This window comes from Sinomonas sp. ASV486, assembly GCF_030908215.1.
Classification (GTDB): Bacteria; Actinomycetota; Actinomycetes; order Actinomycetales; family Micrococcaceae; genus Sinomonas; species Sinomonas puerhi.
In genome coordinates this window covers 61,196-80,303 of the sequence record NZ_JAVFJK010000001.1, presented here as the reverse complement: position 1 = coordinate 80,303, position 19,108 = coordinate 61,196, and the positions used below count along the sequence as shown (strand labels likewise).

At 69.9% G+C, this 19,108-nt stretch carries 14 protein-coding genes; 4 read left to right on the top strand and 10 right to left on the bottom strand.

The window, feature by feature from the left end:
- Positions 1 to 233: 233 nt before the first annotated feature.
- A complete protein-coding gene (locus tag RBS60_RS00315; protein ID WP_307955524.1) occupies positions 234 to 2,234 on the top strand; it encodes a polysaccharide lyase family protein in 2,001 nt (666 codons plus the stop codon).
- A gap of 74 nt (positions 2,235 to 2,308) precedes the next feature.
- Here the strand turns inward: RBS60_RS00315 and katG are convergent, their stop codons facing one another.
- The 7 genes from katG to RBS60_RS00280 form a co-directional block, all read right to left on the bottom strand.
- Positions 2,309 to 4,564, bottom strand: a complete 2,256-nt coding sequence (katG, locus tag RBS60_RS00310) for a catalase/peroxidase HPI (RefSeq protein ID WP_307955523.1) — start codon at positions 4,562 to 4,564, stop codon at positions 2,309 to 2,311.
- A 612-nt stretch (positions 4,565 to 5,176) separates the two neighbouring features.
- Positions 5,177 to 6,547, bottom strand: coding sequence for a GTP-binding protein (locus RBS60_RS00305; protein ID WP_307955522.1), 1,371 nt, complete (start codon positions 6,545 to 6,547; stop codon positions 5,177 to 5,179).
- Positions 6,547 to 7,587, bottom strand: coding sequence for a sulfate adenylyltransferase subunit CysD (gene cysD, locus RBS60_RS00300; protein ID WP_307955521.1), 1,041 nt, complete (start codon positions 7,585 to 7,587; stop codon positions 6,547 to 6,549). The genes RBS60_RS00305 and cysD overlap by 1 nt, the downstream gene beginning before the upstream one ends.
- Positions 7,584 to 8,318: a phosphoadenylyl-sulfate reductase gene (locus RBS60_RS00295; protein WP_307955975.1), complete on the bottom strand. Its 735-nt coding sequence runs from the start codon at positions 8,316 to 8,318 to the stop codon at positions 7,584 to 7,586. The genes cysD and RBS60_RS00295 overlap by 4 nt, the downstream gene beginning before the upstream one ends.
- Positions 8,319 to 8,359: 41 nt before the next feature.
- Positions 8,360 to 10,117: a nitrite/sulfite reductase gene (locus tag RBS60_RS00290; RefSeq protein WP_307955520.1), complete on the bottom strand. Its 1,758-nt coding sequence runs from the start codon at positions 10,115 to 10,117 to the stop codon at positions 8,360 to 8,362.
- A 174-nt stretch (positions 10,118 to 10,291) separates the two neighbouring features.
- Positions 10,292 to 11,497 (bottom strand): MFS transporter, encoded by a 1,206-nt coding sequence (locus tag RBS60_RS00285; protein WP_307955519.1) that lies wholly within the window; start codon positions 11,495 to 11,497, stop codon positions 10,292 to 10,294.
- An 8-nt stretch (positions 11,498 to 11,505) separates the two neighbouring features.
- Positions 11,506 to 12,282: a CbiX/SirB N-terminal domain-containing protein gene (locus RBS60_RS00280; RefSeq protein ID WP_307955518.1), complete on the bottom strand. Its 777-nt coding sequence runs from the start codon at positions 12,280 to 12,282 to the stop codon at positions 11,506 to 11,508.
- A gap of 69 nt (positions 12,283 to 12,351) precedes the next feature.
- On the opposite strand from RBS60_RS00280, the gene RBS60_RS00275 reads away from it, so the two are divergent.
- The gene (locus tag RBS60_RS00275; protein ID WP_307955517.1) at positions 12,352 to 12,789 is read left to right on the top strand and encodes a hypothetical protein; all 438 of its coding nucleotides are present in this window, start codon (positions 12,352 to 12,354) and stop codon (positions 12,787 to 12,789) included.
- 335 nt (positions 12,790 to 13,124) lie between these two features.
- Complete coding sequence (locus tag RBS60_RS00270; RefSeq protein WP_307955516.1) at positions 13,125 to 14,048, top strand: hypothetical protein; 924 nt, start codon at positions 13,125 to 13,127, stop codon at positions 14,046 to 14,048.
- Positions 14,049 to 14,136: 88 nt separating this feature from the next.
- Here the strand turns inward: RBS60_RS00270 and RBS60_RS00265 are convergent, their stop codons facing one another.
- Genes RBS60_RS00265 through RBS60_RS00255 form a run of 3 tightly spaced genes read right to left on the bottom strand, consistent with a single transcriptional unit; the run spans position 14,137 to position 17,382 of the window.
- Positions 14,137 to 15,240, bottom strand: coding sequence for a polyprenyl synthetase family protein (locus RBS60_RS00265; protein ID WP_307955515.1), 1,104 nt, complete (start codon positions 15,238 to 15,240; stop codon positions 14,137 to 14,139).
- Positions 15,237 to 16,580: a geranylgeranyl reductase family protein gene (locus tag RBS60_RS00260; RefSeq protein ID WP_307955974.1), complete on the bottom strand. Its 1,344-nt coding sequence runs from the start codon at positions 16,578 to 16,580 to the stop codon at positions 15,237 to 15,239. Before RBS60_RS00260 ends, RBS60_RS00265 begins: the two co-directional genes overlap by 4 nt.
- 19 nt (positions 16,581 to 16,599) lie before the next feature.
- Positions 16,600 to 17,382, bottom strand: a complete 783-nt coding sequence (locus tag RBS60_RS00255) for a demethylmenaquinone methyltransferase (protein WP_374049184.1) — start codon at positions 17,380 to 17,382, stop codon at positions 16,600 to 16,602.
- A gap of 238 nt (positions 17,383 to 17,620) precedes the next feature.
- Here RBS60_RS00255 and RBS60_RS00250 point away from each other — a divergent pair, with 238 nt between their 5' ends.
- The gene (locus RBS60_RS00250) at positions 17,621 to 19,042 is read left to right on the top strand and encodes an isochorismate synthase (RefSeq protein ID WP_307955513.1); all 1,422 of its coding nucleotides are present in this window, start codon (positions 17,621 to 17,623) and stop codon (positions 19,040 to 19,042) included.
- Positions 19,043 to 19,108 lie beyond the last annotated feature (66 nt).

Here is a 19,108-nt window from a genome sequence, read left to right as displayed (position 1 = left end):
GCCGCTGCCCGAGGAGCGGCGCCGGGAGCCCCGCTCTGGGGCAATTCTGGGAAAGTCGGGAAAGGTGTTGACTGCGGCCTTCAGGAAATTTAACGTTTCAATGCAGAAAGCGCTTTCCCGCTCAATCGCGGGGCTTTCGTGGGTGGATACCGCGCAGCGCAGCCTGGCCAGCAGGCGATCCCCCGTGAAGGAACGACCTTGTGCAAGGCAACGACGCCGAAGGAGCTCCACTTATGTCCACACCCCTCGCCCGCCGCACCGTCCTCGGCCTCATGGGCCTCGCCGCGGGTGCCGCGGCCCTCCCCCTGTCGGCTGCACCGCGGGCCTCCGCTACTGCTACTGCCGGGCCCGACGTCACGCTCGTCGACAACGGGACGTCTGTGACGCTTGCCAACGGAATCGTGCGGTTCACGGTCGTCAAGACCACAGCCGAGATCCGGGACCTGCGCCTCATCGGCAGCGTCCAGGGCAACGAGAACGTCAACCTGCTCAGCGGCTCACACGGCCACGGCTACACGACGTTCAACTACTCCGGTGCGGCCGGTGCGGCCGGGATGTCCGGCGCCACGTTCCGCGTAGTCAGCCAGACAGCAGACCGGATCGAGGTCTCGGTCCTCTCCAACGATCCGTCCAGGCTGACCTTCTACCTCGACCTCCGCATCGCCCTGGAGCGCGGCGCGTCGGGCCTGCACCAGTACTGGATCGTCAAGTACACCGAGAACATGCCGGACGGGCTCTCGCTCGGGCAGCTGCGCTACGCCTTCGCGGCCGACGACCCCTCCTTCCGCTGGTTCGCGGTCGACGACGAGCGCGGCATCCGGCAGCGCCCCAGCCTCTACGACGCGGCGCACTGGACCACGCTCCAGGACACCACCTATGCCCTGCCGGACGGGTCGATCTGGTCCAAGTACCAGAACGCGTCGAACCTCGAGGGCGACAACCACGTGTTCATGATCTCCAACGGAAAGGTGGGGCTCTCGCTCGTCCAGGCCAGCAAGGAGTCCTTCGGCGGACCGACCCGACAGGAGCTAACCTGCCACGATTACTACAGCGGCATGATCCTGCTCTGGCACCCGCTCACGGGCCACTACGGAGAGCCGGACGTCGTGCCCGCCAAGGGGTGGGAGAAGGTCTACGGGCCGTTCTACCTCCATGTCGGCGAGGCCTCGGTTGGCGACGAGGCGCATAACGTGGCGGCCCTCTGGGAGGATGCCAGGCGGGCGGCTGCGGGAGAGATCGCCGCGTGGCCTTACACGTGGGTCGACGACCCCGCCTACGGGGCGCAGGAGCGCTCGCACGTGACAGGGAAGCTCACGGTCTCCTCGCTCGGGGCCGTCGACAACGGCTGGGCCGTGCTCTTCCGGCCAGGGCCCGACCGCGCCTACGAGGGCGTGACTCTCGACGGCGACGACTGGCAGTACCTCAACCTCGACTACATCTACTCCGCCAAGATCGGGCCAGGCGGCAGGTTCACGATCCCGGCGGTGCGGCCCGGGACGTACACGCTCGCCGCCTTCACGAAGGGAGCGATGGGCGAGTACCGGCGCACCGGCATCACGGTCCTGGCGGGGACGTCCCTGGACACCGGCAACCACGTGTGGCAGCCGACAGAGCACGGCCCGACCCTGTGGCAGATCGGAACGCCGGACCGCTCGGCGGAGGAGTTCCACATCCACGGCGGTATGGACGGCTTCCGCCGCACGCTGACGTGGCTCGAATACCCCTACGAGTTCCCGCAGGGGGTGGACTTCAAGGTCGGGGTTGACGATCCAGCGACCTCGTGGAACTACTTCCACCCGGCGGTCAAGACCCCCGGCACGGACACCCAGCTTGCATGGCGCGGCACCACACCGGACCGCAGCCTCGAGACGTGGAAGATCCGGTTCGACGCGCATCGGTTCGAGCAGGGAACGGGGTTCCTCGACATTGCCCTCGCGGCCCAAGTCTTCGCGACGCTCGAGGTGACACTCAACGGGACCACGATCGCCTCCCTCGACCCGCTGCCGGGCGTACCCGGCGACAACTCCTCCTACCGGCTCGTGGCCCGCTCGATGCACCGCCAGATCCCGACCGTCGCCTTCCCGGCAACGCTCCTGCGCGATGGCGAGAACGTGATCACCCTGGCCCACACGAAGCCTGCCACGGCGCCGACCTCCGACACCTGGATGCAGCCGATGGCCGGGATCATGTATGACACGATCCGCCTCCAGGTGAACGAAGGCGCCAGGCCCTGAGTCCAGCTGCGGACCGCCGAGCGCCGTCGGGCGGACTCCGGGCCGGCCAAGCTGGGGCCGGCCCGGAGCTCCGCCTAGTGGAGGTCGAACCGGTCGAGCTCCATGACCTTCGTCCAGGCCGCCACGAAGTCGTTGACGAACTTCTCGTTTGCGTCGTCGCTCGCGTAGACCTCCGAGAGCGCGCGCAGCTGCGAGTTGGAGCCGAAGATCAGGTCGACCGCGGTCGCCGTCCACTTGAGCTCGCCCGTCGCGACGTCGCGGATCTCGTACACGTTCTCCTCGCTCTCCGAGGCCTTCCACTGGGTGCCGGGAGAGAGCAGGTTGACGAAGAAGTCGTTGGTCAGCACGCCCGGCCGGTCGGTGAGGACGCCGTGCGCAGAGCCCCCGTTGTTGGCTCCCAACGCCCGGAGACCGCCCAGGAGCGCAGTCATCTCCGGCGCGGAGAGGTCGAGCATGTAGGCCTTGTCCACGAGCAGCGTCTCCGCCGGCACCTTCTCGCCGGGACGCAGGTAGTTGCGGAAGCCGTCGGCGCGGGGCTCGAGGTACGCCACCGACTGGACGTCCGTCTGTTCCTGCGTCGCGTCGGCGCGGCCGGGCCGGAAGGGCGCCGTCACGTCGAATCCGGCGTCCTTAGCGGCCTTCTCCACAGCGGCAGAGCCGCCGAGGACGATCAGGTCCGCAAGGGAGACGCGCTTGCCATTGGTCTGGGCGACGTTGAATGCCTCCTGCACGCCCTCGAGGGCCCGGAGCGCAGCCTCGAGCTGCTCTGGCTGGTTGACCTCCCAGTCGCGCTGCGGCTCGAGCCGGATGCGCGCACCGTTGGCGCCGCCTCGCCTGTCGGTCTTGCGGAAGCTCGACGCCGCGGCCCACGCCGTGCCGATGAGCTGGTCGGCACTCAGCGTGTCGAGGAGCCGAGCCTTGAGGGAGGCGATGTCGGCGTCGTCGACGAGCTCGTGGTCGACGGCGGGAACCGGGTCCTGCCAGATCTGGGGCTCCGGTACCCACGGGCCGAGCATGTGCGGTCCGACCGGGCCCATGTCGCGGTGCAGGAGCTTGTACCAGGCCTTGGCGAACGCGAGCGCGAACTCGTCGGGGTTCTCTAGGAAACGGCGCCCGATCGCCTCGTACGTGGGATCGACGCGCAGCGAGAGATCCGTGGTGAGCATCGTCGGACGGTGCTTCTTCTGCGGGTCGAAGGGATCGGGGATGATCTCGGGAGCATCTTTGGCGACCCACTGGTGTGCGCCGGCCGGGCTCTTCGTCAGCTCCCACTCGTAGCCGAACAGGATCTCGAGGAAGCGGTTGCTCCACTCGGTCGGCCGGTCGGTCCACGTGACTTCGAGGCCGGAGGTGATGGTGTCGGAACCGTGGCCCGTCCCGTAGGTGCTGAGCCAGCCGAGGCCCTGGTTCTCCAGATTCGCGCCCTCGGGCTCGGGGCCGACGTGCGAGTCCGCGGGGGCGGCGCCGTGGGTCTTGCCGAACGTGTGCCCGCCGGCGATGAGGGCGAAGGTCTCTTCGTCATTCATCGCCATGCGGCCGAAGGTCTCGCGGATGAAGGCCGCGGCCGCGGCCGGATCGGGGTTGCCCTTGGGGCCCTCGGGGTTGACGTAGATGAGGCCCATCTCGGTCGCGCCGACCACCGGGACCATCTCGTCCTCGCTGACGTACCGGTCCTCGGCGAGCCACGTGTCCTCCGTGCCCCAGAAGATCTCCTCCGGCTCCCAGACGTCCTCTCGGCCGAAGGCGAACCCGAAGGTCGTGAAGCCCATCGATTCGAGGGCGACATTGCCCGCGAGAACGAGCAGGTCGGCCCACGAGACCTTCTGGCCGTACTTCTGCTTCACGGGCCAGAGCAGGCGCCGGGCCTTGTCCAGGTTGGCGTTGTCGGGCCAGCTGTTCAGCGGCGCGAAGCGCTGGCTGCCGTCGCCGGCGCCCCCGCGGCCGTCGAACACGCGGTACGTGCCGGCGTCGTGCCAGCTGAGCCGGATCATGAGGCCGCCGTAGTGCCCGAAGTCGGCGGGCCACCAGTCCTGCGACGTCGTGAGGACCTTGGCGATGTCCTGTTTGAGCGCCTCGACGTCAAGCTTCGCGAACTCGTCGCGATAGCTGAAATCGGCACCGAGTGGGTTGCCCTTGGGGTTCTGGGCGTGGAGCACGGAGAGGTCGAGCTGGTTCGGCCACCAGTCCGAGTTCTGCCGTGGGCGGTGGGCCTTGGGCTCAGGCGCCGGGATGGCGGGGTTTTCGCTCTCGCTCCCGGTCCCGGTCCCGGTCCCGGACGACGAAGCGCCGTCATGCATCACGGGGCATCCGCCCTGCTGGATGTCTCTCATCTGCTTCCTTCCTCCCCCGAGGCTCACCTCGGACTCGGTGCAACCTGTCGAACTCTGGGCATCCGATCACTGTGACAAGCACGACTGCCGGAACGCGCGGACTGCGGAAGGTGCGGCCACGGCGCCGTACTGTTCACTGCTGACGCTAGCAGTGTGAGGGACCCCACGCCTGTCCCCTGTCCATTCATCGGACAGACCGGGTGTGGGTCGCGCCGCCCGGAGACGCACGACGACGCCCCTCGCCTCGGGAGGTGAGGGGCGCCGTCGGGGGCAGAGGGACTGGTGGCCCAAGCTGCTCATGCCGACACGTGCTGAATCAGATCTGGCGGCGGCCTGAGGTGACGCGCATGTCAGGGCGCATGTCAGGGTTTCCCATCAGATCAGGTGCCGGGGCATTCCGCAGCGCTGCTGTAGCGGACAAGTGCGCTTCGGTGGCACTTGTGCGCTACGGCGGCACTGCAGGGTTGAGCCGGTGCAGGTTACCGGGCCCAGATGGGCGTCGCCGCCATCTCCAGGGCAAAGGCGCACAGCCGAAGTTTCGACCTGGCTTCGCTCCGCTCAGCCAGTGAGATTCGACTCCGGGCTTCGACTTCGCTCAACCACCGGCGCCGGTCAGATCCAGTAGCGCTCGTCCTCGGTATCGCCGGGGTGCGTGCGGACCATGCCGGCGGCGAGGGTGTTGCCGTTCTGGGGATCGATGACGAGGAAGGCACCCGTGCGGCGGTGCGCCGCGTACGGCTCGAGCGGCAGCGGCGCGGCCAGGCGAACCTGAACCTCGCCGATGTCGTTGAGGTCGAGGCCCGACGCCGGCGCCACCTCGAAGCTGTCGAGGTCTAGCTTGCCGGTCACGGCACGCACCAGGCCGCGCACTGTCGAAGTGCCGTGCTTCACGAGCACCTTGGCACCCTCACGAAGCGGCTTCGTCGAGAGCCAGGCGACGGACCCATACAGATCGGCGGTGCTCTCCGGCAGCGTCCCCGCGGCCGCGATCGTGTCGCCGCGCGCCACGTCGAACTCGTCCGCGAGCCGTAGGGCCACGGAGAGCGGCGCACCGGCCTCCTCAAGAGAACGGCCCGCGACGTCGATCCCCACCACGGTCGTCTCACGTGCCGTCTGGCCGGGGGTCACAACGGCGACGCGGTCGCCCACGCGCACGGTCCCCTCGGTGACCTGCCCGGCGTAGGCCCGGTAGTCACGGAACTCGCCCTCGTCCAGACCGGGCGCGAGCGCGCCCTGGGGCCGGATGACGGTCTGGACCGGGAAGCGGAAGGCCTCTCCCTCGTCAGACAGCTCGTCCGTGCTCGGCAGCGACTCGAGCAGCTCGATCAGGGTCGGCCCTGAGTACCACGGCGTCCGGTCCGACCGGTCGACGACGTTGTCGCCGTCGAGCGCGGAGACCGGCACAGCCACCGCCTCGCGGAGGCCGAGCTCGGAAGCCACCCGCGCGACGTCGGCCGCGATCTGGGTGAACACAGGCTCCGAGAAGTCCACGAGGTCGATCTTGTTCACCGCCACGACCACGTGCGGCACGCGCAGGAGCGCCGCGACGGACAGGTGCCGGCGGGTCTGCTCAAGCACGCCCTTGCGCGCGTCGATGAGCAGCACCACGGCGTCCGCGGTGGACGCACCCGTGACCGTGTTCTTCGTGTACTGCACATGGCCCGGGCAGTCGGCGAGGATGAACGTGCGGCGGTCGGTCGCGAAATAGCGGTACGCGACGTCGATCGTGATGCCCTGCTCGCGCTCGGCCCGCAGGCCGTCCGTCAGGAGCGCGAGGTCCAGGCCGCCGCGCTCCCCACCGAAGCCTCGGTCCGCGGAGGTGCGGGCCACGGCGTCAAGCTGGTCGGCGAGGATCGCCTTCGAGTCGTGGAGGAGACGGCCCACGAGGGTGGACTTGCCGTCGTCGACGGAGCCGGCGGTCGCGAAGCGGAAGAGGGTGCCCTCGGAGAGCGTGGTTTCGGCAGGCTCAACCAGCGTGTTCATCAGAAGTACCCGTCCTTCTTGCGGTCTTCCATGGCCGCCTCGGAAATCCTGTCGTCGGCGCGGGTGGCCCCGCGCTCGGTGAGGGTCGAGGCCGCGACCTCGCGCACCACGTCAGCCACCGTGTAGGCGTCGGAGAGCACGGCGCCGGTGCAGGACATGTCTCCCACCGTCCGGTAGCGCACGGTGCGCACGACGACGCCCTCCCCCTCGCGCGGGAGGCTCACCTCGCCGACGGCCCGCCACATGCCGTCACGCTCGAACACGTCGCGGTCATGGGCGTAGTAGATGCTCGGGAGCTCGATCTGCTCGCGCTCGATGTACCGCCAGATGTCCAGCTCGGTCCAGTTGCTGATGGGGAACGCGCGCACGTGCTGGCCCACGGTGTGGCGCCCGTTGTACAGGTTCCACAGTTCCGGGCGCTGGTTGCGCGGGTCCCACTGGCCGAACTCGTCGCGCAGGGACAGGATGCGCTCCTTGGCGCGCGCCTTGTCCTCGTCGCGGCGGCCGCCGCCGAACACGGCGTCGAACTTGTTGCGGTCAATGGTGTCCAGGAGCGGGATGGTCTGGAGCGGGTTACGGGTCCCATCGGCGCGCTCGGCGAGCTCGCCGCGGTCGATGAACTCCTGGACGGAGCCGACCACGAGCTTGAGCCCGAGACGCTGGACCGTGCGGTCGCGGAAGTCGAGGACCTCGGGGAAGTTGTGGCCCGTGTCAACATGCAGGACGGGGAACGGAATCTTCCCCGGCCAGAACGCCTTCGCGGCGAGGTGCAGCATGACTACGGAGTCCTTGCCGCCCGAGAACAGCATCGCGGGACGCTCGAACTCGGCGACGACCTCGCGGATGATGTGGATAGATTCGGCCTCGAGCGCGTCGAGGAGGGGCAGTGACGCCGCCTGGGCCGGGGCTGGCACGGCCGCCCCCGCCCCTTCGCCGCGCGGCTGACCTGCGGTCAGCCCAGCGCGCGGCTCAGGAAGGCCCGAAGCCACTCCCGGGGCGGCCGTGCCAGCTCCGGCGGTCTCGTCTAACTGGGTGCTCATGTGTGGAGTCCGCATTCTGTCTTGTCGGTGCCGGACCAGCGGCCGGCTCGGGGATCCTCTCCAGGGGCGACGGGGCGCGTACACGGCGCGCAGCCGATGGAGGGGAACCCCTGGGCAAGGAGGGGATTGACGGGCAGGAGGTTGTCCTCGGAGTACTGCACGAGCTGGTCGAAGGACCAGGCCGCGACAGGGTTGACCTTGACGAGGCCGTTCTTCTCGTCCCACGTCACGAGCGGGGTGTCCGTTCGGGTCGGGGACTCGTCGCGGCGCACGCCCGTGAACCACAGCTCGTACCCGGCGAGCGAACGGCTCAGGGGCTCGACCTTCCGCAGCGCGCAGCAGCGGCCGGGATCGCGGGCGAAGAGATCCTTGCCCTCGGCGGCATCCTGCTCGGCGACGGTCTGCCTCGGCGTGACGTCGACGATGGTCACGCGCAGGTTCTCGGCAACGGCGTTCCGCGTCTGGTAGGTCTCCGGGAAGTGGTAGCCCGTGTCGAGGAAGAGCACGTCGACGCCCGGGAGCTGGTCGGCAACGAGTGCCGGCAGGACGGCGTCGGCCATCGAGCAGGCGACGGCGGTCGCCTCGGTCCCGAAGTTCCTCGCCACCCAGCCGATCACCTCGTCCGCGGAGGCGTCCCAGCCGAGCTCGGCCGCGCCGGCCTCGGCGAGCGCCTTGAGCTCCTCCTTGGACCGCAGGTTTCGGCCCCGCTCACCCGCCGTCTGCTCAGCCACCGTTGGCTCAGCCACCGTCTCCTCAACCGCTGTCGGATCGCTCACTGGAGGGCCTCCTCGTCTGCGGCGTGCGCCCACTCGGCAAAGGTCTGGTTGTCATCGGCGCGCTCGGCGAGGAACCGCCGCGTGACGCGCTCTACGTAGTCGGGCAGATCGTCGGTCGTGACCTTGAGCCCCCGGACCGTGCGGCCCGTCCCGGCCTCCTCGCGCGAATCGGACGCGAGGCCTCCGCCGAGGTGCACCTGGAAGCCGGGGGTCTGGCCACCGTTGCCGTCGGGCAGGAGCTGGCCCTTGAGTCCGATGTCCGCCGTCTGGATGCGCGCGCACGAGTTCGGGCAGCCGTTCACGTGGAGGGTGAGCGGACGCAGGAGCTCGTTGGCACCGCCTGCGTCCGTGGTCCCCGCGGGGAAGCGCTTCTCGAGCTCGGCGATCGCCGAGGTGGCGGTGTCCTTCGTGTCCACGATCGCGAGCTTGCAGAACTCGATGCCCGTGCACGCGATGGTCGAGCGGCGCCACGGGCTCGGATTCGCGTAGAGGCCGAGCTCCTCGAGCCCTGCGACGAGGGAGTCGACGCGGTCCTGGTCGACGTCGAGCACCACGATCTTCTGGTGCGGCGTAGTGCGGAGGCGGGCCGAGCCGTGCGCCTCGATGAGGTCCGCGAGCTTGAGGAGGGTCTCGCCGGACACGCGGCCCACGGTCGGCGTCGCGCCGATGTAGAAGCGCCCGTCCTTCTGGCGGTGCACGCCCACGTGGTCGCCTGGCGTCGTCGGCTTGACGGCCGCGGGACCGTCCGGAAGCGGGGCGTCGAGGTACTCGGTCTCGAGGACGTGCCGGAACTTCTCGGCGCCCCAGTCCGCGACGAGGTACTTGAGGCGCGCGCGGTTGCGCAGGCGCCGGTAGCCATAGTCGCGGAAGATGCTCGTGACGCCGAACCACGCCTCGGCTGCCCGTGAGGGCTCGACGAACGCGCCCAAGCGGACGGCGAGGTGCGCCGACGTCGAGAGGCCGCCGCCCACCCACAGGTCATAGCCCGGGCCGAGCTCGGGGTGCACCACTCCGATGAGCGCGAAGTCGTTGATCTCATGGACCACGTCCTGGCTCGGGTGGCCCGTGATGGCGGTCTTGTACTTACGCGGGAGGTTGGCGAAGGACTCGTCGCCGATGTATCGGTCCGCGATCTCGCGGATCTGCGGCGTTGGGTCGAGGATCTCGTCCGCCGCGATGCCGGCCACGGGCGATCCGAGGATCACGCGGGGCACGTCGCCGCACGCCTCGGTGGTGTGCAGGCCTACCGCCTCGAGGCGGCGCCAGATTTCAGGCACGCTCTCGATCTCCACCCAGTGGAGCTGGATGTTCTGCCGGTCGGTGATGTCCGCGGTGCCGCGGGCGAAGTCGCGGGAGATGCCGCCGATGACGCGCAGCTGCTCGGTGGTGAGCGCGCCGCCGTCGATCCGCACGCGCATCATGAAGTAGCGGTCCTCGAGCTCCTCGGGCTCGAGCGTGGCGGTCTTGCCGCCGTCGATTCCGGGCTTGCGCTGCGTGTAGAGGCCCCACCAGCGGAAGCGGCCGTGCAGATCGGTCGAGTCGATCGAGTCGAAGCCGCCCTGAGCGTAGACCGTCTCGATGCGCTCGCGCACGCTGAGGCCGCCGTCCTCCTGCTTCCACACCTCGTTGGCATTGAGCGGGGTGGTGCCGTCCACCTTCCACTGGCCGTTGGGCTTGGCGGCGCGCGGCCGTGCGGGGCGGGCGCCCGCAGCGTCGGCTCCCCCAGTGCGCGGAGATACAGCGGTCTCTGTCATGGATTCGAGGGTACGGAGCAGGACGGGCGTGTCCCTAGGGCCCTGCAACGCACGGTCACGCGAGGACACATTTCGTCGCACTCATGGACATGATGGGGCCGGCCCTTGACGTCAGCGCATGGCGTCAGGACATGGCGTGCGCGAGGGTGTGGCGCACGACGACGCCCGCTCGCCTCAGTGCCCGAACGACGTCCACGGGTGGGTCGCCCCATACCGCCTGAGCCACAGGGCCAGCCCCGCGCACACGACGTAGCCGCCGCCCACGGTGAGCCACCCGACGTCGTACGCGCCGGTCGCATCCGCGAGGACGCCCATCAGGAGCGGCCCGAGCGCAAACCCCGTGTACATGCCCGCCGCGAGGACCCCGGAGGCAACACCGATGCGGTCCGGCGGGACCACCACGAGCGTGGCCGCATTCATGATGACGTTGGCGCCCAGCACCGTTGCGCCGTGGAGCGCCACCCCGATCCACACGAGCCACGGCTGGTGCCACGCGCCCGCACCGAGCAGGCACAGCACCCCGACCACCGCGCCGAGCGCGAGCGCGAACAGGAGCACCGACGGCCGGGCGCCCTGCGCCATGCGGCGGCCCCAGATGATGCGAGAGGAGACACCCACGATCCCCGAGACGCCGGCCGCGGCGCCCGCGAGGACGAGTGGGAAGTCGAGGACCCGCACGGAGTAGAGCGGCAGGTACACGTTCGTGGCCTGCATCCCCAGGCCCGAGAAGAACGCGAACGCGGCGAAGAGCCACACCGAGAACGGCAGCGGGCCGCCGGAACCGTGGGCCGCGGCGGTGCGGGGCTTCGCGGGCTCGGCCGGCACCTGCGTGAACCCATAGGCGAGGAGCCCGAGCGCGACGACCGCGGCGAGGCCGAACGCGCCCTGCCAGCCGAGCCACAGGGCCACGGCCGGGAAGAACAGGCCGGAGAACAGCTGGCTCGCCTGCACGCCCGACTGCTTGATCCCTATCCACCCTGGGCGCTTGTGCGGGGGCACCTGGGTGACGATCACGCGGTTCGTGGTGGGATTCGAGATCGACTGGGCCGGGCCGGCGAGGATGACGGCGATGAGGAGCACCCAGAACGCGTGGGCGAGGGCCGCGATGAGGAGCGCGACGACGGTTCCACCGAAGATGAGAACGAGCTGCGTGCGAATGCCGACGCGGTCGCTGAGGCGTCCCAGGGAGAAGCTGCTCACGGCCGCGGAGGCGAACACGGCGCCCGCCAGCAGCCCGAACTGGGACTGGCTGATTCCCAGGCTCGCGATGATGAGCGGGCTCACCGCGCTGAGGCCGTAGTTCAGCAACGGGCCGACGCCCATCGCCGCGACGAGGATGACGAGCAGGCCGCGGTGCGGCACGGGGGTCTTGGTGGGCATGCTCGGGGTCATGCGCGCGGAGCGGCCGGGGCGTCCGGGGCGCTGGTTTCCGCGGCTGCGATGGCCTCGTCATAGCGGTCGAGGGCGATCTGGGCGATGACCGGCGCGGGGAGCAGCGGCGCCGTGACGGCGTCGGCTCCGGCCAGGGCGAGCTGGTCGTGGAAGTAGCCCGGCGCAAGGAGGTAGGAGGCGACGACGACGCGCACGGCGTCGTCCGCTCCGTCCGTCTCCCCCAGCCCGCGGTCGGTGAGGGTCCGACCCTCCTCGGCGCGGAACTCGGCGACGGCCTCGGGGACGGTCGGGACGGCGCTCGCGCCGTAGCCGGGAAGGACGCGGTTGGGGATCCGGCGGCGGAGCATGTCGGCGAGGCGTTCGACGTCGTGCGCCGCCTGCGGGTTCGACGATCCGGCAGCGGCGAGCACCACGGCGTCCTCGGCCCCGAGCCCCGCCTCCCCGAGGCGGTCGGCGAGGACATCCGCGAGGCGCTCATCGGGGCCGAGCGGGCCCGCCGCGAGCGTGCCGGGCCGCAAGGCGGCGGCGCGGGCGATGTCCACCCTGACGTGGTAGCCGACGCTCAGCAGGAGGGGCACGACGACGGCACGCGCGTCAGCAGGCAGGCCCGCCACCACGTCGGGCAGCTCGGGGCCATGGACGTCGACGTACGCGTCCAGGACGGTCAGGCCCGGTCTGGCCGCGCGGATCTGGTCCACGATGCCGAGGATCGCGGCCTTTCCCTCCGGATTGTTGGTTCCGTGGGCGCACGCGACGAGGATCTCCGGGCTCATGAGGCGAGCGTACCCGGCGCCTCTGGCGGCGGGAGAACCAGGGCCAGGCGCGCGGCTAGGATGAATCCCATGAACGAGATGTTCCTGGAGCGATTCCGCGCGCTTGTCCCCAAGTACCTCGAGGATCCCTGGCAGCCCGAGGACGGCATCTCGGATCAGGAGCTCGACGCCGCCCTCGAGGAGCACGCGTTCACGATCCCCCAGGCGCTGCGCGAGTTCTACCTCGCGCTCGGCGGTTCGGAGCTCATGGAGGCCTACCACTTCTTCTGGGACCCCGAGGAACTCGAGATCGACGACGAGGGTTTCCTCATGTTCCTCGAGGACGAGGAGGAGCAGTTCACGTGGGGCTTCCGTTCCGGAGACCTCCGCGTTCCGGACCCGATCGTGTACCGCAAGAACAACGCCCGCGGCGAGTGGGTGTCCGAGGACGGCACGTTCTCCGAGTTCACGTTCGACATGTTCGAGTGGGTCTTCAGCGAGGACGACGAGGCGGACGAAGAGGGCTGAGTCGCCCCGGCGAATCTGATTTACCACTATCACTGGACAATTTACAGATCTGTCATATGCTTGTGAATGGGTTCACTTCTTAGCCTCCAGTGAATCCGGGTGCGAACGGAAAGCGGCCCCGGGACTCGTCAACCGAGCCTCGGGGCCGGCCCCGTTAATGGGACCGTTGAGGGGTCACTTCCCCATTGAGGGGTCACTTCCCCGACGAGGGGTCATATCCCGGGCGGCGCTGCCACCCTGTGGAGGACATTTCCCATCCGCGAGATCACGCGGGACGCCTCCCAGGCTGTGGATAACTCTGAACAGGGTCCGAGATTTCGTGTCACGATGCGGGCATGGCAACGCCCACCGCTCTCGACCTCATGCTCGCCCATCCGTTCACCTCCGCCGAGGCCCGTCGGCTCGGCCTCGATTACGCCGACCTCGTCAAACAGGAAGTCACGCGCGTCAGCCGTGGAATCTACGTGCCGCGTGTCGGCGTGCCGACTCTGGTGGATCGGGCGCGCGCCACCCTCGCCGTGACGCAGGGGGCCTGGGCATCCCACCGGACGTCGACCGCCCTCAACGGTCTCTGGCTGCCCGACCCGTCATCGGACCATTCCCTCCTCCATTTGAGCAAACCGTCGCACCTTCCGCGGGTGCGGCGGGAGGGCGTCGTCGGCCATCGGGTCACCGCGCACCCCGGGGAAGTCATCGAACTTGAGCCGGGCATTATGGCCAGTTCACCCGCCCGATCATGGCTGGATCTGGGGCAGGAATTGGGTCCGGTGTCACTGGTTGCGCTCGGAGATCAGCTGATCCGCAAGCCGCGACCACAATTCGAAGGCAGATCCGAGTCCTACGCCACCATTGCGCAGCTGACGGAAATGATTCGACTCCACCCGAAGATGAAGGGCGTCGCCAAATGCCGGGCCGCACTCGCGGACATGCGTGTTGGCGCCGATTCCATCCCGGAGACACTGCTCCGCCTCTGCCTCCTCGCCTACGGTTTCCCGGAGCCCGAACTTCAGATCGTCCTGCGCCCGTCGGACGCGTTCTCCCCGAGCGCCGACTTGGGCTATTTAGCCCTGAAGATCGCCATCCAGTACGACGGCGCGCATCACCTCGCCGACCAACAGCGCCTCCGCGATGCTCGCCGCGACGCAGCCTTCCGCGAAGCGGGCTGGACTGTCATCATCGTGACCGCGGCCGATCGCGAGGACGACTTCGGTCGTGTCCGCCACAAGCTCCGGTCGGCGCTTCGATCGCGAGCGGCGTAGGCACAGGGCCTTTCAACCGGGAAATGACCCCTCAACCCGGTTGTGACCCCTCACGGGGGAAATGACCCCTCAACCCGGTCTCGGGCGGTCAGGCTTGGCGCTCCACCACCGCGTCGGCGAAGGCGGCCAGGGACTCCTTGACCACGCCCTCGGGCAGCGGTTCCAGAGCGGCCTTGGCCGCGTCGGCCCACTCGCGCGCCACGGCCCACGACTGATCGGTCACGGGATGCGCCGAGATCGCCGCGACGGCGGCGGCCAGCGCGTCGTCGCCCGAAAGGTCCGCGTCCACGAGGGCGAGGACCCGCCGGGCGGAGGCATCGCCGTCGGCCGCGGCACGGCGCAGCAGGAGGACCGGGAGCGTCGGGACGCCCTCGCGCAGGTCGGTCCCGGCGATCTTGCCGGAGGTGACCTTGCCGCCGGTCACGTCGATGACGTCGTCGGCAAGCTGGAACGCGACGCCGACCTTCTCGCCGTAGTCCACGAGCACGTCTTCGAACTCGGAGGGGGCGCCGGAGAAGATCACACCGAACTGCCCGGAGGCCGCGATGAGGGAGCCCGTCTTGTCCGACAGCACGGAAATGTAGTGCTGGAGCGGGTCTTCGCCCTCGCTCGGGCCCACGGTCTCGTGGAGCTGGCCGAGGCAGAGCCGCTCGAACGTGCGGGCCTGGATGGCCAGGGCCCGGCCGCCAAGGTCGGAGACGAGGATCGAGGCCCGGGCGAAGATGAGGTCGCCGGCGAGGATCGCCACCGTGTTGCCCCACACCTCGTGGGCGGTCGGTGCGCCGCGGCGGTAGGGCGCGGAGTCCATCACGTCATCGTGGTAGAGGGTCGCGAGGTGGGTGAGCTCGACGACGGCGGCGGCCTGGAGCACCGCGGCCCGGTCAGGATCCCCGAGGTGCGAGGCCAGGATGGTCAGCAGCGGGCGGATCCGCTTGCCGCCCGCCTCCATGAGGTGCCGGCTCGTCGCGTCCGCGAGCGGGTCCGAGTTGGAGATCGCCTCACGGAGCACACGCTCGACGCGCGCCATGCTCGTGGTGATCGCAGGGCCAAGTTCGGCGTCCTCGGCGATGGCAATGAAGCCGGCCGGGAGCTGCATGCCGACGGCGATCGCCGTGGTGGTCGGAGGCGGCTCGGCGGACTCGGGGCGGCCGTGCCCCGCGTGCGTCCAGCGGCTCTCTGCAGATTCAGTCACGGTCTCAAGCCTAGCTTTCTCGGGCGCCCTACCGGCGCGGTGGGGGAATCGGTGTTGGACGTGGCGGGCACGAGCGACTCGAGGATGCGGATCGCGGCGTCCGGAAGACTCGTGCCGGGGCGGTCCGTGAGGTTGGCGAGGAGCCGCACCACGAGGCGCATGAGAGGGGGCACGGGCATGCCCGTCGCGAGCGCGGCCCGCATGACGGCCGGGTGCCCGATGAGAGAGGCGAAAGCGCGGCCCAGCGTGAAGTGGCTCCCCCACTCGCGCCGCACGCGGTCGGCATAGGCATTCAGGCGACGGTCGACGTCGGCGGCATCGGGCCGCGTCCGGCCCGCCGAGCGCTGGGCTGCTGCGGCGTCGACGAGGTACTGGGCCGCGAATCTGGCCGACTCCATGGCGTAGGAGATGCCCTCGCCGTTGAACGGGCTGACCATTCCCCCGGCGTCGCCGAGGAGAGCCATGCCGGGCACCACGTGGGGCGTGCGGTTGAAGCCCATAGGGAGCGCCGCGCCGCGGATGGGGCCGACCTGGTTGGCCTCGGTGAAGCCCCACCCCTCCGGCATCGCGGCCGTCCACTCGCGCAGCACCTGGCGGTAGTCGAGCCTGCCGAACTCCTTGGAGGAATTCAGGATGCCCAGGCCCACGTTGCACGTGCCGTCGCCCACGCCGAACACCCAGCCGTACCCGGGCAGCGGCTTGCCGTCGGCACCGGGGAGCTCGAGCCAGCCCTCCATCCAGTCGTCCTCGTGGCGGGGGCTCGTGTAGTAGGTGCGGTAGGCCACTCCGAGCGGGCGGTCATCGCGCTTGGCGAGGCCGCGGGACACGGCCGCGCGGGTCGAGTTGCCGTCGGCAGCGAGCACGAAGTCGGCACGGAACTCCCGTGTCTCCCCGGTCTTCTTGCCGGCCTCGTCCACAAGGTGCGCCCGGGCACCCACTACGCGACCGCCGTCGTCCGTGATCACCTCGGTGACCGAATGCCCCTCGAGGATCTGCGCGCCTGCAGCACGCGCGTGCTCGGCGAGGGCCTCGTCGAAGCCGAGCCGCGTGCGCACGAGGCCGTAATCCGGGAAGTCGTCCAGGTCCGGCCACGGCAGCTCGAGGCTGCGGCCGCCCGCGATGAGCCGCAGGCCGCGGTTGCGGCGCCAGCCGTCCTGGGGCGCGTGCGGGAGGCCGAGGAGCTGGACCTCGCGGACGGCTCGGGGCGTGAGCCCGTCTCCGCAGACCTTCTCGCGGGGGAAGCTGGTCTTCTCGAGGACTGTGACGGGCACGCCGGAGCGCGCGAGGTAGTGAGCTGCGGTCGAGCCGGCGGGGCCGGCTCCGATGACGAGGACTTCCATACCGGACGTGGGCTGGCCGTCAGTGCCCCGCCGTGCGGCGGGCACGGCGGAGCTTGGCCGGCAGCATGCCGCCCGGAGCGTGGGAAGGATCGCGTGCAGCGGGCTTGTGGGCCCGGTGCACGGCGACGATCCCGCCGGAGAGGTTGCGGTAGGTGACGTCGCCCCAGCCTGCGTCGGCGAGCCACGCGGCGAGGTTGTCCTGGTCCGGCCACGCGCGGATCGACTCGGCGAGGTACACATAGGCGTCCGGGTTCGAGGACGCACGGCGGGCCACCTCGGGGAGCGCGCGCATGAGGTACTCGATGTACATGGTGCGCCAGAGCGGGTTGGTCGGCGTCGAGAACTCCGCGATGACGATCCGCCCACCCGGCTTTGCCACGCGCAGCATCTCGCTCAGGGCCTTCTTCGGGTCGTTGACGTTGCGCAGGCCGAAGCTGATCGTGACGGCGTCGAAGGAGTTGTCCGCGAAGGGCAGGTTCGTCGCGTCCCCGGCGATGAAGTCGATGTCGGGACGGCGGCGCTTGCCCACACGCAGCATGCCTAGGGAGAAGTCGCACGCGACGACGTCCACACCCGCGTCGGCGTAGGGCTCGGACGAGGTTCCCGTCCCGGCGGCGAGGTCGAGGACGCGCTGTCCCGGGGCGGCGTCGACCGCGTCGAGCACGATCTTGCGCCACCGGCGCGTCTGGCCGAGCGAGAGGAGGTCATTCATGACGTCGTATCGGGGCGCCACCTCGTCGAACATGGTGGCGACCTCGTCGGGCCGCTTCTGGAGGGTTGCCCTCTTGCCTGCGCTGCTCACCCGCACCATTCTGCCAAACTTCAGAACCGCAGAAGGACCTTCGGCGCACCGAGCCGCGTCCTCCGCTGCGCGGAAGGCACCAGCCACCTCCTTGGCCGCAGAATTACCCACCAGCGACGGCCCGACGTCGGGGCCCGGGCCTGCACGGCATGCCCGGATGGCGTCCTGCCGTCTCCCGCGGCGCGCAAGCAGCGCACGCCGTCGGCCACGTGTCCCGACCGCGTACTCTTGATCCATCATGAAGCATCCCTTGCGCGCCCTCACGATCGATCTGGGCACGGTCGATCAGGGCACCGACGGTCTGGGCACCGCAGATCTGGGCACATGCCTCACCGCACCGGACGCGTACTGCTGGATTCGTCGCGGCGAGGGGCAGGTCGGATTCGGCGAGGCGGCCCGCTTCAGCGTCACCGGGCCTGAACGGTTCATCGAGGCCGAGGCGTGGTGGAAGCAGGTCACCCTCGACGCCTGCATCACCGATCCCGTGCAGCATCCCGGCACCGGCCTCCTCGCGTTCGGCAGCTTCGCGTTCTCCAAGACATCGCGCTACCTGTCGCGGCTCATCGTGCCGGAGCTCGTGATCGGCATCCGTGATGGCCGCGGATGGGCCACGCTCGTGACCAACGACGGCCGCGAGCCCAGCGAACCCGAGGTGCGGGCCGCCGTCGTGCGCGTGCTCGCGTCCCGCACCGGCGCGGCGAACCAGCTTTCCGGAGGCACGACGGCGCACGCGGACTCCGCGGGCGACGGCGCGGTCCGCGGGGGCGCCGGACCTGAGACGGCTGCGGCCGGCCCAGGGTTCCCCGAGACGACCCTGCACGGGCCAGTCACGCTCGGCCCCGGCGCGCTCGGCGAGCAGCGGTGGATGGACGCGGTCTCCGCCGGCGTCGCGAGGATCTCCGCGGGCGACCTCGAGAAGCTCGTGCTGGCGAGGGACATCGTCGTCACGCACGGCGCTCCGATCGAGCGGCACGAGGTGCTGCGGCGGCTCGGGGCGGCGTACTGGGACACGTGGGTGTACGGCGTCGACGGGCTGGTCGGCGCGACTCCGGAGATGCTCATCCAGGTCGAGGGTCGGACGGCGCAGGCCCGCGTGCTCGCGGGCACGCTCGACCGGCGCGAGGCCAACGGCAAGGGCGAGAACTACGCCGAACGCGTCCTGGCTGGCTCGCCCAAGCAGCGGCACGAGCACGAGATCGCGATCCAGTCGCTCACCTCGGCCCTCGAACCGTTCTCGGAGGCCATGAACGCACACGACGAACCGTTCATCCTCGAGCTGCCCAACGTGTTCCACCTCGCCTCGGACGTCAAGGCGGAGCTCGCCGACGTCGAGGGGCATGTGCCGACCTCTCTCGCGCTCGTCAATGCGCTGCATCCCACCGCGGCCGTGTGCGGCACGCCGACCTCGGTCGCGGGGGCGCTGATCCGGGAGCTCGAAGCCATGGACCGCGGGCCGTATGCGGGGCCCGTGGGCTGGCTCGACGCCGCCGGGAACGGAGAATGGGGCATCGCGCTGCGCGGCGGGGTCATCGAGTCGCCGACGGCGATGCGGCTGTACGCCGGGTGCGGGATCGTCGAGGGTTCCCAGCCCGCGGTGGAGCTCGCCGAGACGTGGGCCAAGTTCCGTCCGATGCTCGAGGCGCTCGGCATCGAGCGCTAGCGCCAGAGACCCCACAACGGATCAGGTCCGTTGTGGGGTCTCTGGCGAGCCGTTGCGGGGTCTCTG